General features: G+C 53.2%; 18 protein-coding genes, 1 tRNA gene and 1 pseudogene (1 of these 20 only partly in view). 8 read left to right on the top strand and 12 right to left on the bottom strand.

Annotated elements, in window-relative coordinates:
- From ABNV41_RS10645 to ABNV41_RS10655, 3 genes and pseudogenes are all read left to right on the top strand, one after another.
- Positions 1-32: the 3' end of a LysR substrate-binding domain-containing protein gene (locus ABNV41_RS10645; RefSeq protein WP_349934674.1), read on the top strand. The gene continues 865 nt to the left of window position 1, outside the view; the window shows 32 of its 897 coding nt (coding positions 866-897); its start codon lies off the left edge, out of view; the stop codon is at positions 30-32.
- Positions 33-153: 121 nt separating this feature from the next.
- Positions 154-1,990 (top strand): annotated as a pseudogene (locus tag ABNV41_RS10650) (FUSC family protein).
- A 63-nt stretch (positions 1,991-2,053) separates the two neighbouring features.
- Positions 2,054-2,260: a hypothetical protein gene (locus ABNV41_RS10655; protein ID WP_050818424.1), complete on the top strand. Its 207-nt coding sequence runs from the start codon at positions 2,054-2,056 to the stop codon at positions 2,258-2,260.
- Positions 2,261-2,376: 116 nt separating this feature from the next.
- Here ABNV41_RS10655 and ABNV41_RS10660 read toward each other — a convergent pair.
- Positions 2,377-2,453, bottom strand: a tRNA-Arg gene (locus ABNV41_RS10660).
- A 120-nt stretch (positions 2,454-2,573) separates the two neighbouring features.
- Entirely contained in the window at positions 2,574-3,683 is a 1,110-nt protein-coding gene (locus ABNV41_RS10665; protein ID WP_050818425.1) for an alpha/beta fold hydrolase, read from the bottom strand.
- A 60-nt stretch (positions 3,684-3,743) separates the two neighbouring features.
- Between ABNV41_RS10665 and ABNV41_RS10670 the strand changes: the two genes are divergently transcribed.
- The 3 genes from ABNV41_RS10670 to ABNV41_RS10680 all read left to right on the top strand — a co-directional run bounded on the left by ABNV41_RS10670 (position 3,744) and on the right by ABNV41_RS10680 (position 7,111).
- Complete coding sequence (locus ABNV41_RS10670; protein WP_349934675.1) at positions 3,744-3,965, top strand: zinc-finger domain-containing protein; 222 nt, start codon at positions 3,744-3,746, stop codon at positions 3,963-3,965.
- An 80-nt stretch (positions 3,966-4,045) separates the two neighbouring features.
- Positions 4,046-4,800 (top strand): IS5 family transposase gene (locus ABNV41_RS10675; protein ID WP_408871353.1). Its coding sequence is split into 2 segments (ribosomal slippage): positions 4,046-4,385 and positions 4,385-4,800, totalling 756 coding nucleotides; the frame shifts between segments, so codons are not numbered across the junction.
- A gap of 118 nt (positions 4,801-4,918) precedes the next feature.
- Positions 4,919-7,111 carry a protein-disulfide reductase DsbD gene (locus ABNV41_RS10680; RefSeq protein WP_050818427.1) on the top strand — a complete coding sequence of 731 codons (2,193 nt, stop codon included), beginning with the start codon at positions 4,919-4,921 and terminating at the stop codon, positions 7,109-7,111.
- Here the strand turns inward: ABNV41_RS10680 and ABNV41_RS10685 are convergent.
- The 9 genes from ABNV41_RS10685 to ABNV41_RS10725 all read right to left on the bottom strand — a co-directional run bounded on the left by ABNV41_RS10685 (position 7,108) and on the right by ABNV41_RS10725 (position 16,166).
- On the bottom strand, positions 7,108-7,446 hold the full coding sequence (locus tag ABNV41_RS10685; RefSeq protein WP_349934677.1) for an SMR family transporter: 339 nt from the start codon (positions 7,444-7,446) through the stop codon (positions 7,108-7,110). The genes ABNV41_RS10680 and ABNV41_RS10685 overlap by 4 nt on opposite strands.
- Positions 7,447-7,465: 19 nt before the next feature.
- Positions 7,466-8,734 carry a serine--tRNA ligase gene (gene serS / locus ABNV41_RS10690; protein ID WP_050818429.1) on the bottom strand — a complete coding sequence of 423 codons (1,269 nt, stop codon included), beginning with the start codon at positions 8,732-8,734 and terminating at the stop codon, positions 7,466-7,468.
- 3 nt (positions 8,735-8,737) lie between these two features.
- Positions 8,738-9,568 carry a twin-arginine translocase subunit TatC gene (tatC, locus tag ABNV41_RS10695; protein WP_050818430.1) on the bottom strand — a complete coding sequence of 277 codons (831 nt, stop codon included), beginning with the start codon at positions 9,566-9,568 and terminating at the stop codon, positions 8,738-8,740.
- On the bottom strand, positions 9,565-10,233 hold the full coding sequence (gene tatB / locus ABNV41_RS10700; protein ID WP_196332577.1) for a Sec-independent protein translocase protein TatB: 669 nt from the start codon (positions 10,231-10,233) through the stop codon (positions 9,565-9,567). The genes tatC and tatB overlap by 4 nt, the downstream gene beginning before the upstream one ends.
- A gap of 72 nt (positions 10,234-10,305) precedes the next feature.
- The gene (gene scpB, locus ABNV41_RS10705; RefSeq protein ID WP_050818432.1) at positions 10,306-11,172 is read right to left on the bottom strand and encodes an SMC-Scp complex subunit ScpB; all 867 of its coding nucleotides are present in this window, start codon (positions 11,170-11,172) and stop codon (positions 10,306-10,308) included.
- On the bottom strand, positions 11,169-12,080 hold the full coding sequence (locus ABNV41_RS10710; protein WP_050818433.1) for a ScpA family protein: 912 nt from the start codon (positions 12,078-12,080) through the stop codon (positions 11,169-11,171). The genes scpB and ABNV41_RS10710 overlap by 4 nt, the downstream gene beginning before the upstream one ends.
- Positions 12,081-12,100: 20 nt before the next feature.
- Complete coding sequence (locus ABNV41_RS10715; RefSeq protein ID WP_050818434.1) at positions 12,101-13,099, bottom strand: SPOR domain-containing protein; 999 nt, start codon at positions 13,097-13,099, stop codon at positions 12,101-12,103.
- Entirely contained in the window at positions 13,099-14,898 is a 1,800-nt protein-coding gene (argS, locus tag ABNV41_RS10720; protein WP_050818435.1) for an arginine--tRNA ligase, read from the bottom strand. Before argS ends, ABNV41_RS10715 begins: the two co-directional genes overlap by 1 nt.
- Positions 14,899-14,945: 47 nt before the next feature.
- Positions 14,946-16,166 carry a deoxyguanosinetriphosphate triphosphohydrolase gene (locus tag ABNV41_RS10725; protein ID WP_349934679.1) on the bottom strand — a complete coding sequence of 407 codons (1,221 nt, stop codon included), beginning with the start codon at positions 16,164-16,166 and terminating at the stop codon, positions 14,946-14,948.
- A gap of 123 nt (positions 16,167-16,289) precedes the next feature.
- Between ABNV41_RS10725 and ABNV41_RS10730 the strand changes: the two genes are divergently transcribed.
- Both ABNV41_RS10730 and ABNV41_RS10735 read left to right on the top strand, forming a co-directional pair.
- A complete protein-coding gene (locus ABNV41_RS10730) occupies positions 16,290-16,658 on the top strand; it encodes an iron-sulfur cluster assembly accessory protein (RefSeq protein WP_050818437.1) in 369 nt (122 codons plus the stop codon).
- Positions 16,655-17,440, top strand: coding sequence for an exodeoxyribonuclease III (locus tag ABNV41_RS10735; RefSeq protein WP_050818438.1), 786 nt, complete (start codon positions 16,655-16,657; stop codon positions 17,438-17,440). Before ABNV41_RS10730 ends, ABNV41_RS10735 begins: the two co-directional genes overlap by 4 nt.
- Before the next feature lie 79 nt (positions 17,441-17,519).
- Here ABNV41_RS10735 and ABNV41_RS10740 read toward each other — a convergent pair whose 3' ends face one another.
- Entirely contained in the window at positions 17,520-18,326 is an 807-nt protein-coding gene (locus ABNV41_RS10740; RefSeq protein WP_050818439.1) for an alpha/beta fold hydrolase, read from the bottom strand.
- Positions 18,327-18,431: the final 105 nt, after the last annotated feature.

Raw genomic sequence — 18,431 nt, forward strand, 5'->3', positions numbered from 1 at the left:
AGCTGGATTTTCACCACTCTTATTCCATCTAAAATGCCCATTCGATTTGTTGTATTTTCATCATAAATATTACTTATGATATAATTACGACAAACACTTGGACGGCCGTTTTTGTATCCGGCAGCGTGCGCTTTCCGACCTGCAGGAAACGTTATGCGCACACTTACCGCCGCTATAGGGCAACCATTTAACAAATCAGCTTTGGCGTGGCTGCTGGCACCTAGTGTGCCAGATATTCTGTTTGCACTCCGCACTGCGAGCGCAGCGTGTCTCTCTCTGCTGATTGCCATGTGGATGGAGCTAGATAGCCCCCAATGGGCCCCGCTGACTGTATGGGTGGTTGCTCTTTCCTCCCGCGGGGAAAGTCTTTCAAAAGCACGGTGGCGTATTTTTGGCACGCTTGTTGGTTGCTGTGCCGCATTTGTATTGATTGCAGCTTTTCCCCAAGAACCAGGGCTATTTTTTTGCAGTCTGGCACTATGGATTGGCGTGTGCTGTGGGCTAGCAACTTTTGGAACCGGTTACCGCGCCTATGGCCTGCTGGTCACCAGTTTTACTTCCGCCATCGTGGCATCTGGCGCCATTATGCAGCCAGACAATATTTTCGATATCGCCATGGCTCGAAGTTCCTACATTATCTTGGGAATTGTGTGTGAAGCCACTTTGGCCGTGCTGTTTATGCCAGGCCTACAGGAACAGGCGCAAAAAACGCCTTTTAGAGCGCCTGAACACAACCCTGTTAAGCACAAACCAAGGCATTGCCTCACTTATCCATCACCCTCGCGCCATTACACTGGAACCAGCATTATCTGCACTTCTCACTGCCAATGCCCGTGCAGAATATGATGCTTTGGAAATGGGCCCGCATTCTCATGCGGCAGACCATGCACGCGCAGCTTTTGCTGGCATGATAACCATGCTGGCCCGCGGATATGGCCTTGCCCTGACGCATCAACTCACACCAACAGAACACACCATGCTGGCTGATGAAGCAGCTATCCGCCAGCATATTCAGGCCTGTATGTATCCGAAATCTAGGGATCATTTCCGTTTCAGGCTGCAATCTCGCAGGCATGCCGTAGAGGCCATGGATAACGGTATCCGCGCCTGTTTGGGTATTTTGGGGGCATGGCTTGTATGGGAAGTAACCGCATGGCCCGCAGGCCCTACGTTTTTTTCTTTTGTCTCGCTCGTATATGGCTTGCTGGCCACGCGTGAAAATCCACTTTTGGCGGCGGCCCCATTTTTTAAGGGTGCTTTATGGTGCGGACTTATTGCCGCTTTATACGCACTACTGGTTATACCCGCCATAACGGCACCAGAACTTCTGGTTCTGTTCCTGTTTATTCCGATGATTATTGGTGGGTTAGCTGCGCGGCATGCACACACAGCGGGATATGCTTTTTCATTCAACATGTTCCTGCCCGTGCTGCTTGGACCTGCCAACCAAGGGCGATTTGACGAGCAATCTTTTTTCAACACCACTTTGGCGTTTCTGGGAGCTGTCTTGTTCGCCCGGTGGACTTTTCTGATTATCTTTCCCTTCAGGCTTGATTCTCACATGCGCCGCACGCGCAGATGGATAGAAAAAAGCCTGAATCATCTGGCCCGTACAGGTGATAAAACCCTGCCCCATATCTGGCTTTCGAGAAATGCAGAAAGCCTTGTGCGAATTATCAACACTTCCAAAGCTCTCCCTCAGGAGAAAACGGAACATTATATTCAGGAGCAGATCATATACATGGTGAAAGGCCTGTATCTGATTTTTCTGCGGGATACTTTGAAGGACAAAACACTTCCCGAAGCTTTAAAAACCGAGGTCAAAAAAATCCTTCGGGTCTGGGCCTCCGGCAGCCCTTTACGCATGCAGCAAACGCAGGATTTTCTAAACAGCCTGAAACAGGAAGATTTCCCACCTTCTTCTCCAGACCACGCGCGCATGGAAAAAATATGCACGTACCTGCATGTTCTGGCTGCCCCTATGAAATAGTGGCTTTTCAGCCTTGTTTACGGTTTTGCATATTTGCGGCTGAAAAACTCATAGCCCGAAAGAATGCACCGCATGCCCAAACCTGAAAACAAGACGCCAACCACAGATCGGGCAACCCAACGGGCTTCTACATCTCAAACAGGTGCCAACTTAGGGAGCGGCGCAGGTATTACCGCGTTTTTGGGTTTTATCGGATTTATTGCATCCCCTCGCGCCAGCCTGCGGAGCCTACTGGAAGATGCAAAAGACCATTACCGACGCAAAAAGTAATGCCTACCAAGGCAAACCGTATAACTCCAACGTTGGAAGCGGACGGTCTCACCGAGACCACAAAAGGGTCTAACTTTTGCAGAAAGCGGCCAAAAACTATCAATAATTTTAAGGAATGGTGGACCCGGCGCGATTCGAACGCGCGACCTTTGCCTTCGGAGGGCAACGCTCTATCCAGCTGAGCTACGGGTCCGTGCGCCTTCCCTAACGCAATTCAGGGGTATTTGCCAAGCCTCTATCTGCATTATCCTGATAACTTCCGCAGATAGACTTTTACGCCGCATTCCGACCCTATCATTCTGGGCTAATGGATTTAACGCGCCAAACCATCCAACCATGAGGCCGGAAACCACTTTCCCTCCGGTTTTGCCGGATTTTGTGCTTGCCACGTACTAGCAGATACATCTCCACCTGATGGTAAAAAACTATCTGGCTGTGTGATCCAAGATAGCATGTCCTGCATCACCTGTTTGCCGTTCTTATCGCGCAGCAACAAATGGTGGCCGCCGGAAATCAGATCCAGCCGCGCACCTTTGGGCAAAGTTTCCCATACTTTGGCCATTGCCTTGGAAGGCACAAGTTGGTCCTTATCTCCATACACACAAAGCAGCGGCCCTTTAATTTGTGGCGCGGCGGCAGCGGCCTGCTTCATCAAACCCACTAATCCGCGCAAAGCCTCTAGCTGCGTAGCCCTTAGAGTAAGCGGGTCAAAATACAGGCGCAAAAGGGCTGCCGGATTATCACTTGCCACCACATGCACGGGCAGCTCCCGCCCAGTTACCAAATGGTGTGGAAAAAGCGTTGCCAGAACATCCAATGGAATATCTGCCCCTAGGCCCAGATTCCACACAGCAGGTGCCAGCAGCAATGTGCCCGCAACAGATGGAGCATCTGATTTAGACATGAGAAGCATGAGAATAGCGCCCCCCATACTTTCACCCGTAAGATAGAGCGGTATCTGGGGGTTTTCTTTCTGAAGGATGGCTATTTCTTCCCGCACATCCTGCACCATACGGTCTGAACCGGCCCATTCTCCACGGTTTGGGGCTTCGCCAAAACCCCGTTGATCTGGCGCGACTACAGTTATGCCCTGTCCGGCAAAAAATGGCGCAGGTTGCTCCCAAGCATCACGGCTATCATTAAACCCGTGCAGCGCTAGCAATATACCCCGTGGTTGTTCCTGCGCCTTCCATACACGAGCGGGAATGGCTGCGCCGTCAGACAATGTGAACATGCGATCGGGTGGAACAAGCCGCGCAGCTGCCGCAAAACGTGATGGAGGCTTAGGGGGATCAGGAAGTTTCATACTGCATCCTGCCAAACTCAAAAACACAACCAGTAACGCGCAACCGTATCGTCCATATCTGCTCACGCGCATGGGAAGATAAGAAAGGTGCAAAACCATAGCCCACACAGCTATCATGCACACAGCCAGCACATGTTGTTCATTTGGGCATCATAGCAAAAAGGGAATACCACACCTATGTTGATACAGCCTGCCAACCCTGTGCCACACCCCAAACTGGGGCATGTTGAAACCATTATGGTGGATAAACGCACAATTGCCTGCGATGGCGGCTTGGGCGCGCTTGGGCACCCACGCGTATGGCTGAAAATTAGCGGTCATCAAACCGTATGCCCCTATTGTTCACGCCTGTTTGTGCTGCAACCAGATGCCGAGGCGCTACGGCGTGTCGTCAGTTAAGCCCTGAGAGTGGCACGTGAGGGTTGTACTTTGTGTCTGCGTGTGCTGACTGTTTTCCCATTTTTTGGGGAGACAGACAGATGCGGCGCTATAGTTTACGCGATGACCAGTGGGAGCGGATAAAGGATCTTCTTCCTGGTCGAGAAGGCTATGTCGGCGGCACTGCGGTGAACAACCGTCTGTTCGTGGAGGCGGTGCTGTATCGCTATCGCGCGGGTATTCCATGGCGCGACCTTCCTGCCCGTTTCGGTGACTGGAAAAACGTGCACCGGCGTCTGCGCCGCTGGTGTGAAAGCGGCGTCATCGAACGGATATTTCGTTATCTGGCCGCTGATTACGACAACGAATACATGATGATCGACAGCACAATTGTCCGAGCGCATCAGCATAGTGCCGGAGCTCTCAAAAAAGGGGCACGGATCAGGCCATCGGACGATCACGAGGCGGGCTAACTACAAAGATCCATGCCATCTGCGACGCTCTGGGCAATCCAGTGGAACTCGGCATCACACCGGGACAGGATGCCGATATCACCCAGGCAGAACCACTTCTGGAAAACATCGAACCGGATGCTTTCCTTGCTGACAAGGCGTATGACGCGGACAGGTTGATCGATCGGCTGATACAGCGCGGGATTACCCCGGTCATCCCGCCAAAACGCAACAGAACGACACGACGGAAAACCGATTTTTCTCTCTATCGCGAACGGAACCTTGTTGAGAGCTTCTTCAATAAACTCAAGCAGTTTCGCGCTATCGCAACCCGCTACGATAAACTGAAATCGACCTTCCTCGCAGCCGTGCAGTTCGCCTCAATCATCATCCTGCTTAACTGACGACACGCCGTAGCAGAACACTAACTGCTTTTTCTGCATCCTTCGCTTTCACCAACAACAGGTTACAATTACAGGCAAGTTTGGCCTATGCTGCGCGTTCCTTATTGCAGAATGCACCATGAGTTTGCCTGTTATGCCTCTTTCGCGTTTTATTGCCCTTAGTCTGTCTTCTGCTTCTGCCTCAAGGCAGGAAAAAGGCAACAGGCGCGGCCTTGCAGGCTGGCTGGCTCTTTCTATTGCCATTTTGGCGGCGCCTTTTGTTTTCTCACATCCTTCAGTCGCGGCAGAAAGCCCGCAGGTTAAAACCGGCCATAGTATAGCAAGCCTGATAACTGCGTCTGACACAGTGGATGCGCATAGTCGCTTACATATTGCCTTGCGGCTTCAGCTTCAGAACGGCTGGCACACATACTGGCAAAATCCGGGAGATGCAGGAGATCCTCCTGCTATTACCATAAAAGCGGATGGCGCATTGCAAGGCAGCACGCAAACCATTCAGTGGCCAGTACCTCAGCGTATTCCTGATTCTTCACTCATGTCTTATGCCTACACTGGCGATGTGATTCTGCCTTTGGAGCTTCCTCTTCAATCTGCAGACCAGAAATCAGACAAGGTGAACATCACAGCACACGCAAATTGGCTGGTGTGTGAGCATGTCTGTGTGCCCGAAGAAGCTGATCTTGCGCTCACATTGGGTAAAGGCACTCCAGTGCCTTCTGCTCAAGCCCCTTTGTTTGAGCAAACATTACAACATATGGCTGTGTCCTCACCCTATACGGCAACCTTTTCCTCCAACGGCATTTTACAGCTAACAGGTAAAGATCTTAGCCCCACATCCGTATCCGATGCGTGGTTCATGCCAGAGCAACAAGGCAAAATTGCCGAAGCTGCCGCGCAAAAACCTATCATCCGCAACGGTTCTGTGACGTTGCATCTTAAGCCGACTACAGATTTTTCTGCCTTGCCATCTTTATCTGGAATTGTGGTTTTAAAGGATAAAGCTGGCACCGAACGCGCTCTGCAAGTTAAGGCCATCCCCGGTACAGTTACCGATACATCAGAAAATACGCTCACTGCGTCTGCCGGATTTATGCGGCAAATGCTGTTTGCTTTTATAGGTGGGCTGATCCTGAACCTGATGCCCTGCGTGTTCCCCATTCTGGCCATGAAAGCATTGGCAATCACCCGGCTAGGACATGCTGCAAGACAAGAACAAATTCTGAGTGCAGCCTGTTACGCGGGTGGGGTTATCGGCAGCTTTACTTTATTAGGCGCCACCATGATGGCGGCACGGTTAACTGGCTCTGCAGCAGGTTGGGGCTTTCAGTTTCAATCTCCCCTTTTTGTGGGAATGATCTGTTGGCTGCTTTTTGCCATGGCCCTAAATCTTTTGGGTGTGTTTTCTTTTTCTGCTGTATCCATCAACAGCGCACCTCATACACACCACAGCTTATGGAATGATATTCTAACAGGTGTGCTGGCTGTTGTTGTGGCCTCACCCTGCACAGCTCCTTTTATGGGTGTGGCTATTGCCGGGGCTCTGTCTGGCCCTCCCATTGCAGGGCTTATCGTATTTGCAGCACTCGGGCTTGGGTTGGCCCTTCCCTATCTGTTAATTGCAATCTTTCCTTCCTGCGCCAGAATGCTGCCGCGCCCCGGCGCATGGATGATCTATTTACGCCAGTTTCTAGCATTTCCCCTTCTTGCATCCTGCGTATGGTTACTATGGGTTGCTACATTGGAAGGTGGCGCTTCTATAGTTGCCTTGCTTGGGTCAGGCATGGTGCTGTTGGGGGGAGCCGCATGGGTGTATGGTCTGGCCCAGACACGTCAGAACACGTTATCTGACCGCAAACGCTTTGCCTTGCACGGTTTGGCATTATTGGCATTGCTTGGTGCATTATCTCTGCTGCCCGTATTACGGCAACAAGCAGCCGCTCCATCTTCTACCCAAGGCATGACCTTGCCCGAAGGCGTAGAAGCTTTTTCCACCACGCGGCTCCAAACCTTACATGACAGCGGCAAAGGCGTATTTGTGGATATGACAGCTGCGTGGTGCATTACCTGTTTGGTAAACGAACGTGTAGCGCTGGATGTGCCGGAGGTGCGCGAGGCCTTCAAAACCCAGAATGTCACCCTGCTGCGCGGAGACTGGACAACGCACGATGCCGCCATTACGGCCTACCTACGGCAACATGGGCGCGATGGTGTGCCTTTTTACCTGTTTATTCCGGCTAACGGAGCACCCATAACGCTGCCGCAGGTGCTCACACCAGGGTTGGTTATTAAAACTATCAGTTCCACACGTTAATGTTGCACGGAACCTGAAAACAGATTGATAACCAACACCCCAACCATAATCAGACCAATACCAATAAGGGCTGGCATATCCAGCATTTGCTTGAAGAACAGCGCACCAATAGCTGAAACAAGCACAATGCCTACCCCGCTCCATATGGCATAAACAATACCCGTTGGAATGGTTTTGAGCGGGATGGATAGAAAATAGAAGGCACATCCATACGCCGCCAGACTGGCAACAGCGTATCCCCAACGCGCAAACCCGTGCGAGGCTGTTAGCAAGGATGTGCCGATAACTTCAGATACAATGGCAACTGCCAAGTATAAGGAAGGTTTGGAAAACATTGTATCTAAGCTCTACTTTTTAGCTAATTTTTTCAATACCCCCCATATATGGGCGCAGAACATCCGGCACGGTTACAGAGCCATCTTCGTTCTGATAGTTTTCCATAACCGCAATAAGGGTACGGCCCACAGCAAGGCCAGAGCCATTCAGCGTATGCACAAAAGCAGGTGCAGCACCGGCCTGCGGGCGATAACGGGCGTTCATGCGGCGAGCCTGAAAATCCCGCGTATTGGAGCACGAAGAAATTTCCCGCCAAGCATCCTGCCCCGGCAGCCATGCTTCCAGATCAAAGGTTTTAGCTGCGCCAAACCCGGTATCACCCGCGCACAGCAGCACGCGGCGATACGGAATGTTCAACTTTTCCAGCACCTTTTCTGCACAGCGCGTCATGCGCTCATGCTCGGCATCACTTTCTTCTGGCGTGGTCACGGAAACCATTTCCACTTTTTCAAACTGATGCTGGCGGAGCATCCCGCGCACATCTCGCCCAGCAGCCCCTGCTTCGCTTCGGAAACACTGGCTTAGTGCTGTCATACGCAGCGGCAGTGCTGAAGCCTCCAGAATATCGCCAGATACAGAAGCTGTAAGCGGCACCTCTGCTGTGGGGATAAGCCAGCGGCCATCTTCTGTACGGAAGGATTGATCTGCAAATTTTGGCAGCTTGTCTGTTCCGTACATGGCATCATCATTCACCATGACGGGCACTTGCGTTTCCATATATCCATGCTCGGTAACGTGCAGATCCAGCATAAACTGGCCCAGAGCACGCGCCAGACGCGCAATACCGCCACGCAGCACCACAAAACGCGAACCAGAAAGCTTGGCTGCTGTTGCAAAATCCATCTGCTTTAGCGTTTCACCCAGCTCAAAATGCTGTTTGGGTGTAAACGTAAAGGCAGGCTTTGTGCCCCATTCATGCTGCACCACGTTGGCGCTTTCATCCGGGCCTTCTGGTACGGTGGCATCCAAACGGTTGGGCAGGTTAGCCAAAAGTGCCGTGCTTTCACGCCCCAGTGCGTCTACCTGTTCTTCCAGCGCTTCCATTTCTGCGCGCAGGGCCAAGCCTTCAGCTTCCAGATCACTGCTATCGCCACCATTACGCTTCAGAGTTCCAATTTCACGTGCCAGCGCTTTGCGGCGCCCTTGCTTTTCCTGCAACACGGTCTGGGCCTGGCGGCGTTCTTCATCCCATGCCAGCAATTTGGCCGAAACAGGCTCAATCCCACGGCGGGCAAGATCGGCATCAAAAGCAGCGGGATCAGCCCGCAGGGCGCGAATATCATGCATGGGTCAGGGAACCTCCTGCTGGGTGTTGGATGTATCTTCCGCTTGGCTGGCCTTCCATTTAGGTTCGACCAAGCGCGCGCAGATAATGGAAATTTCGTAAAGTAAGACCAACGGCACAGCCAGACCAATCTGGGTGATAACATCTGGCGGCATCAGAATAGCGGCAATAACAAAAGCGCCCACAATGGCATAACGGCGGAAACGCCGGAGCATATCTGCCGTAACAATGCCCACCCGCGCCAGAAGCGTAAGCACTACCGGCAGTTCAAACGCCACGCCGAAAGCCATGATCAGTTTCATGACGAGTGAAAGATATTCGGAAACCTTGGCTTGCAGCTCAATCTGCACACCATCATGCCCCGCACCGGCTGTTTGGAACGACAGGAAGAAACGCCAAGCAATGGGGAAAATAAAGTAATAGGCCAGCGATGCCCCAACCAGAAACAGAATGGGCGTTGCAATTAGAAATGGAGCAAAAGCGCGCTTTTCCGACCGGTAAAGGCCAGGGGCTATAAAAATCCACGCCTGCATGGCCACAACGGGAAAAGACAGAAAAGCCGCACCAAAAAACGCCACACGAATATAGGTGAAAAATGCCTCATACAGCGCAGTGTAAATGAGATGCGGCTGCTCTCCCTGCTGGCGCATAATTTCACCCAACGGGCGCGCCAGAAACAGATATATATCACCTGCGTAATGATAACACAGTGCAAAACACAGAATGAAGGCAGCGCCCGCCCATAACAAACGGCGACGCAATTCCAGCAAATGATCAATCAACGGCATTGGTTGATCGTGAATAGGATCTTCCCCCACGGTTTCGTTTTCGTTCATGGTTGATGATCCATCACCTGCTGTTCTGGCTCAGCCCCTTTTGGCTGCTCTGTCTGCAAATCCACATCCTGCTGCCATGCTGGCCTGCTTGGGCCAGCCACACGCCCCAATCTTTCACCCGGTGCCACACTACGCCCACCGTGCATGACGCGCACTGGCGGCAAAAATGCTGGAGGGTGCAAACGGTCCTGCTCCTTCAAAATGCGGCGCACAATATTGGGCGGCAGTTCTGGCGGAGCGCTGGCAATATCCTCATCCGTTACGGCTGGCTCATACGTGCTGGGCACGTAAGCAGAAACATTGGTTGTGCTTTGTGTGCTGGAAGCAGGCATATCCAATGCACGGGGGCCGGCGGGAATATGCTGTTCTGCAATTTGTGGCGGCGGCGCGAAAGAACTGCTTAGCGTGCCATCGGAATCAATGGCCTTCATGATCCGGTTGCGTACGTTGAGGTTTTTGAGATCCCGAACCTGATCACGCACTTCCGTCAGATCGGCTTCACGCACCATTTCATCAACGTGGGACTGAAACTCCCCCGCTAGTTTGCGTGCCTTTTTTATAGCTCCTGCCAGCCCACGAATAGCCACGGGCAAATCCTTCGGGCCGATCACGACCAGAGCCACGGCGCCAATCAGCGCGATTTCAGACCAGGCAAAATCAAACATGGGCAGTTCCGTTGCTGCACGCACCGCACGGGAAAAACAAAAACGCCCGCACAACCAGATGGAGAGTATCTATCATGAGCCTTCTGGCGCGGAAACATGCGGTTTTATGCTTTCTTCCGCAACTTCTGGCGTTATCTCTGCCTGTGCATCTGTATTTTCGGCAGCCGTGGCTGAGCCAGTATCAGTTTGTAGCGCATTCTCTGACGATGCATCCGTGCCTGATATATCGGGCGCGTGTTCTGCCTGATCAGCAACCTCTTCTGCGCCATTTGCAAAAGTGATTTCTGTTTGTGGGCGCCCCATTGCCCCTGCGTTTTCTGGCACTTCTACCAGCAATTCTTCCCTGCGTGGCAAATCCGCCAAAGAGCGTAAGCTGAAATGGCGTAGAAAATCCTGCGTTGTACCCCACAACACAGGCCGCCCTGGCACTTCCTTGCGCCCTTTGGGCATAATAAGTGCTGATTCTATCAGCGTATCCAGCACATTCTGGCCAAGGCTTACGCCGCGTATTTCTTCTATCTGCACACGTGTGCAGGGCTGATGATAAGCAATAATTGCCAGTGTTTCCATAACCGCACGTGAAAAACGACGAGGCCGCTCCAGCACGCGCGTAAGGGCTGGCGCCAGGTCTGGCGCTGTCCGAAACTGCCACCCTCCGGCTATTTCAACAGGCATCACCCCCCGGCCTTCATAACGCTGCACAAGGGCTTGCAAAACAGATGTTACAAAGGCGGCCAGATTATCCACTCCATCCGGCACAAGCTGGCGCAGTTCCAGCAACTCCGCCAACCGGCGCGCACTTACAGGTTCGGTAGACGCAAAAATAAGTGCTTCCGCCAAGCGCAAAGCTTCTTCTGAAACCATAGTGTTTTCAGGCTGAACTATCTTCATGGCCTCTGCACTTTCAGAAGCAGCATTATCCGTTATGTCCGTGGTCATGAATTTTGCGCTTCTTCTGTGGCAAGTGCGTTTTCAGCACTATCTGGCTCATGCGTTTCTTCATGCGGGCGTAGCATGATCTGCCCAAACACCTCTTCCTGCCGCAATTCCAGCCTTCCACTTTTTGCCAGCTCCAGCCCTGCAATCAGTGTGCCTGCCACGGCGGCACGCCGTTGGCGCACCGCATCTGCCCCTTCGGCCTGCTCTGGCAGAACATCAGGCAAAAACGCATCCAGGCTACTCCAGCCTGGTGGTGTTTCCCCTAACAAGCGTGTCAGCCTGCTTAAGGCATCTTGCACTGTCCAGAACCGTAACGTGCGTGGCGCATAAATACGCTTACGGGCATTACGCCGCATAGCCGCCATATAGGCCCGCATGAGTTGCGGCATATCTAGCGCCAGACCAGACCGGTCTATTTCCACCAGATCTTCTGCCACGCCACGGGCAAACACGTCCCGCCCCAATCTGGGCCTATCATCCAGCCAACGGGCCAGTTCACCCATGCAGGCAAGCTCTATCAGCCGTTCCTGCAAGAGTTCTGCAGCTTCTTCGCCTTCTACGGCAAGTTCATCATCTGGGGGAAGGAGCAGGCGCGACTTAAGCCACGCCAGCCATGCCGCCATAACCAGCCAGTCTGCGGCCAGTTCCAACCTAACCCGACGGGCATTTTCTACAACGGCAAGATATTGTTCTACCAGTTGCAGAATGGAAATACGCGCCAGATCGACCTTTTGCGCCCGTGCCAGATCAAGCAGAAGATCCATAGGACCTTCAAACCCATCCAGACGCAACAGCGGCACACGCGGCACCTGCTCTGTCTGCGCATTAACATGAGCAGACAGCGCGCCAGAAGCCTCTACTGTGCTTGGCGCACCTTCAATATCTGCCTGCGTGTGTCCTGCTTCCATTCTGCCAGACCAGTTGCAGCTTACTGCCGCACAACCATGCATGCCATGCCGCGTTCTCGCACCGCAGAGCAGAATTCACGCGCTGTTGCAACAGAAGCAAAGCCTTTTACGCGCAAGCGATAGAACGTGGCGTTATTCTGCTCCGTCCGCACAAAGGAAGGCGTGCTATCTCCGAACAAGGTGGGGTAACGAGATTTCAGGCGCGACCACTCCTTACGCGCTTCATCTTCGCTTTGCACCGCAGCCAACTGCACCTGATACTTCCCGCCCTCTACACCACCATGTGGCACAGTGGATGCTTTTGTATCTGCCGGTGCCGCTTTAGCCGCAGCAGTATCCTTGGCAGGAACTGGTGTTGCTGGCTTTGGTTTCGGGCTGCTTTCGGCTGACTGTGCAGCCGCAGCGGCGTCCCCTTCCTCTCCGCCAGATGAAGCTTCGGTTTCTTCCTGCGCAGAAGTACTTTGTGCATCTGCCGGAGGTGGTGCGGCGGCGGGTGCTTGTTGGTCTGCTGCCTGCCCTGTGCCTGTTGCTTCAGCGCCAGTTGCCGGAGCAGGTACCCCCTCCGGTTTACCAGCATCCCCTTCACCCTGCGCACCATATTGGGCTGCCAGAGCTTCTGGGTTAGGTTTTTCCGGGGCAGGAACAGGATGCGCCTTTGCATCACCTTCTTCATCCGGCATGGCAACAGAATCAAGCTGCATCCCACCCGGATCAACCGGCTTTGTACGCATGGAAACCGGTGGCGGACCCATAATGGGAATACCATGCTGATGGTGCCCCACCAGTGCCCAACCACCAATACCCAACACCAGCAAACCGCCCAGACCTGCAGCCCCATAAACCAGACGCCGCGTGCCCGTATCGCTGCTTAAAAAGCGGGTCAGCACGTTTTCTGTGGGGCGGCCACCTACGGCTGCTGGCCGTGTAGGTGCTGGATCTTCGTAATCCATGCTCATGCGCTCACGCGCACGGCTGATCCTGTCATCCGCTGAAAATTTGGGTCGGTCTTCATCACTCATCAGCGCATTTCCTCCACGGGTTCCACACCCATGACTGCAAGACCAGAGCGGATAACCACCGCCGTAGCTGCAACAAGGGCAAGACGCGCACGGGTGGCCTCTACGGCATCAGGCTGAAGGAAGCGCAAAGAGGCATCATCCCGGCCACGATTCCAAAGGGCATGAAAGTCACCCGCCACATCAGCCAGATAGAAGGCCACACGATGAGGCTCCCGCGCAAGCGCTGCAGCTTCCACCATACGTGGCCATTCTGCCAGACGGCGGATAAGCGCCATTTCTGCATCAGATGTCAGAGATTCGAGCGATGCTGAGGCCAGAGCGGCATCATCCGTATCACCATACACGGCAGCTTCAGCTGCGGCCCGCAACACGGAACGGCAGCGAGCATGGGCATACTGCACATAAAACACCGGATTATCACGCTGCTGCGCGACAACCAGATCAAGATCGAACTCCATCTGAGCATCGCTCTTGCGGGTTAGCATGGTAAAGCGCACCGCATCACGTCCGACTTCATCAATCAGATCACGCAGCGTGACAAACGTGCCAGCACGTTTGGACATTTTAACGGGCTGCCCATCACGCAGAATATGCACAATCTGGCACAGCACCACTTCAAGCGGCACCGTATCGCCCGTAATCGCCTTAACAGCCGCCTTCATGCGTTTGACGTAACCACCATGATCGGCACCCCAGACGTCAATCATCATCTGCGCGCCGCGGGCTACCTTGTCTGCATGGTAACCAATATCGTTAGCAAAATAGGTATTGGTACCGTCAGACTTGCGCAGCGGGCGATCAACATCATCTCCAAACTGAGTGGAACGGAACAGAAGCTGCTCGCGCTCTTCCCAATCTTCCGGCAGCTTGCCTTTGGGGGGCTCCAGCACGCCTTCATACAACAGTCCCTGCTGTTCCAGCTTGCTGATAGCCGCATCTGTTACGCCACGACGCAGCACTTCGGCTTCTGATGTAAACACATCATGATGCACGCCAAGGGCTGCCAAATCTTCCTTGATAGCTGCAAGCATATGCGCCACGGCAAAACCACGCACTGTTTCCAGCCACGTGGCTTCTGGCGCTGGCAGAGGTGCCCCATCGGCATCGGTTTCTGTTAGCTTGTTGCCGTATTCCGCAGCAAGTTCCATACCTACGGGAATAAGATATTCCCCCTGATATTGCAGACCACCCGGAGCCAGCGCAGAAAAATCATCCTGCGTCATTTTGGTGCCTAAGGCTTGCAGGTAACGCCAGTAGGCTGCCCATGCCAGCGCCTTTACCTGCGCGCCGGCATCATTAATGTAAAATTCCTTGGTAACGGCAAAGCCTGCCTTGGCCATAAGGTTGGCAAGGGCATCCCCCACCACAGCGCCACGGCAATGCCCAACATGCATTGGCCCAGTTGGGTTGGCGGAAACATATTCCACATTCACCCGTAAGCCCTTGCCTGCCTGAGATGCCCCATAGGCTTCACCCGCATTCAACACTGCGGGCAGAATGCCACGCATGACATCGGGCTTGAGCGTAATGTTTACAAACCCCGGCCCTGCCGCGGCTACTGAGGCAACACCTTCTACCTTTTGCAGGGCGGTTACCAGATCAGCCGCAATATCTGCTGGTTTGCGCCGTGCCACCTTGGCCAGCAGCAGAGCGGCATTGGTTGCCATATCTCCGTGCGAGGGGTCTCGCGTTGGGGTCAGTTCCACGCGGGCCAGCGTTTCTTCCGGCACATTGGGCAGCAGTTCCTGCACAATGGCCAGAACATGTTGACGGTAACGCTGAAACACACAGTCAGACATAAAACACTTAACCCCGTAATAGTAAGAAAGCGCTGGAAGCGCGTTTATCAGCCTGCAACAGACAGGTCAGTCAACCGTCTATGTTCTTCCATGGCGTAGCGATCTGTCATGGAAGCCACATAATCCGCCACCACACGCCGTAACCCTGTGGCATCTTTTCCCTCTGCCTCACGCTGCCATTCAGCCGGCAACAGAGATGGCGACTCCGTAAGCGTATCAAAAAGCTCGGCCGTAACGTGCCGTGCCTTATGCGTCATACGGTTTACACGCCAATGGCGATACAGATGCGCAAACAGAAACTTGCGGATACCTTTATTGGCTTGGGCCATGGGTTCATGAAACGCCACAACCGGACCGGAAGCAGCCCGTATATCCTCCACATGCCGGGGCGCCAGATCCTGCAGACGTTCGCGCGTGCAGATCAGTACATCCGTCACCAGCTTATGAATAACGCGGCGCACCATTTCATGCCGGATACGCTGTAAGGTCCGCTTATCCTGAGAAGGCAGATCAGCCGCAGCCTTCCGCACTTCAAACAGTTCTTCCCCTACCACTGGTACATCCACCAGATCATCCAGCGAGAGCAGGCCGGACTTCACACCATCATCCAGATCATGCCCGTGATAGGCAATATCATCTGCCAAGGCTGCCACCTGTGCCTCGGCTGAGGCGTATGTGGAAAGTTCCAGTGGAAACAGCGCGTCCAATTCCAACAACCGTGCAGATGGACGTTTGACCGGGCCGTTATGCTTGGCCAGCCCTTCCAATGTTTCCCATGTCAGGTTCAACCCATCAAACGCCAGATAGCGGCGTTCCTTCAGCATCACCTGACGGAGGGCCTGCGTGTTGTGGTCAAACCCGCCCCATTCCTGCATATGGGCTGCCAGTGCATCTTCCCCCGCATGCCCAAAGGGTGTGTGCCCCAGATCATGCGCCAGAGCGACGGCTTCTGTCAGATCTTCATCCAGCTTTAGAAACCGGGCCATGGAACGGGCCACCTGAGCCACTTCCAAGGAATGTGTCAGGCGTGTGCGAAAGAAATCTCCCTCATGGTTCACAAACACCTGCGTTTTATATTGCAGGCGACGAAAGCCTGAAGAATGAATGACTCTATCCCGATCACGCTGCCATGGTGAACGTGCCAGAGATTCCGGCTCATCATAAAGGCGGCGCGCCCGGCCTTCTCCCGGTTGAACGGCATAGGGCATCAGATCCCTGCATTCTGTCGTGTCTGGCACTCCTGCGGTTTCCTTTGCAGCACGGTCCACCAGCGTGTTGCCGGTATCTAATCCGAGTGAAACTTATAGGAGTTTAGAATATTCCGCCAAAGTTGACTATTCTTGCTATCTTGCCCCTTCAAACCAGAAGGCGCGCAAGCTATTTAAGAGAGTATGACACAGCCAACACCCTTTTCCGTTTCGGAATCTGCAGCAAACCGCATTGCCAGCGTGATTGCCAAAAAGCAGGCAACTGCCACCCCAGAAAACCCTGCACCGGTTGCCATGCGGGTATCTGTAGAAGCCGGGGGATGTAACGGCTTTCAGTATCTTTTCACGCTTATTCCTGCGGCTGATATTGCTGCCGATGATACGCGCATAGAAAGAAACGGCGCGCTGGTGGTAGTAGACCCAGCCAGCATGGATTTACTAGCCGGTGCAGAGCTTGATTTTGCAGACAAGCTGATGGGCGCACATTTTGCGGTAAACAACCCCAATGCAGCGTCTTCCTGCGGCTGTGGCACAAGCTTTTCTGTGGCATGAAACTCGCAACCTGGAATGTAAACTCCGTCCGGCAACGTCTGGATCTGGTTCTGGATTGGCTGAAGCGCGAACAGCCAGACGTGCTGATGATGCAGGAAATAAAGTGCGAGACGGATCAGTTCCCCAAAGCTGCGTTTGAGGATGCTGGTTATGGTTGCGCCGTAGTGGGGCAGAAATCCTACAATGGCGTTGCCACCCTTGTACGCGGAGATTTTAGCGTCACAACAGATCACCTCCCCGGTTTTTCAGACCCGGCCGCGCGGTATGTAGAAGTGCGCACCCAAGGTATGGTACTGGGCAATCTCTATCTGCCCAACGGCAATTCGGGCGGAGAACAGGGCTATGCCACCAAGCTTGAGTTCCTAAACGCTCTCACAGCACGCGCACGCCTTTTGCTGGCGGAAGAAACAGATTTTGCTTTGGCGGGTGACTACAATATCTGCCCTGCCCTCATAGATTGCGCCCCCGGAGCCCTTGGCCCAGAAGATGCGCTCGTACGCCCACAAAGTCGGGCTGCGTATCGTCGCCTGCTATGGTTGGGGCTAACAGATGCTTTGCGGGCATTACACCCAACAGGCGCAGCTTATACATTCTGGGATTATCAGGCCCGCGCGTGGGAACGCGATTGCGGGCTGAGGATTGACCATATGCTGCTTTCCCCCCGCCTTGCCGAACGTCTGCAAAGTGCTGAGCCAGACAGAAATGAACGCGCAATGCCGCGCCCATCTGACCATGTGCCATTTATTGTAACGTTAAAAGATCCAGCAAAAACAAACGTTTAAGAGTACAAAACCCCGGAGCAATTCTTCATTGCGCCGGGGTTACAATATGCGACTAAAAAGATCTTGGTTCTGTTCTGTTTTATTGTACAGAGAGGAAGTCCTTTAAAGCCGCATTAAACAATTCTGGTGCCTGCAAAAAGGCAAAGTGGCTTGTATCTGGAAGCAACATCAAAGATGCATCGGGAATATGCGCGGCGAGATAATCCAGGTGTGAGCGGTTAATCATCTCGTCCCTGTCTCCATCCACAATCCATGCTGGGCAGCGGATGGCAGTCATCTGATCTTCTGTAAACAGTGCATCACGCTGCCACTGCCAAAGGCTCCAAACGTCCTTATAAAAAGTTCCGAACTGGTCAGGCGTGGGGGAAAGACGTTTGTAATCCTGCTCTGCCCGCTTCATGAATGCATCTACCACCGGGTTATCACCACATTGCGTGTTCAAACCGACCAAGGACATATGCGGACCATATGCAAAAATACGTGCAATTTTATCTGGGTAAGTTGCTGCCAGAATAATGCTTTGCACGCCACCATCGCTCCAGCCAACAATGCTGGCTTTGGAAATTTCCAGATGCTCCATTAACCGTGCAACATCATGCGCCATCTGGTGGTAACCAAGAGGTTTATCACCAAGCGTGCTACGCCCATGCCCCCTGCTATCAACAAGAATGACACGATGGGTTTGGGCCAAAAATGCCGCCTGCAAACCCCAATAATCTGAATTTGCCATACCACCATGCAGCATGATGACAGTATTTTCCCCCACGCCACCTACTGCATAATATAATGAACACCCATTGATCTGAGCATACTGCCCCTTGAAATTAGCCAAGGGAGCTGGCGTTGCTGGCAAAGTTTGCCAACGCAGATGCTTACGATCAGACACGCATCTTCTCCTTAAATCACAATGTAACGAGACACATTTTCTGCCCGTTTCACTTTAGTAATTTAGGCCCTCTTTTTGTTATAACAACCCATCCAGTATGGATCA

Origin of the sequence: Acetobacter sp. A11-2 (assembly GCF_040208445.1) — a bacterium.
In the GTDB taxonomy this organism is placed as follows: Bacteria; Pseudomonadota; Alphaproteobacteria; order Acetobacterales; family Acetobacteraceae; genus Acetobacter; species Acetobacter oryzoeni.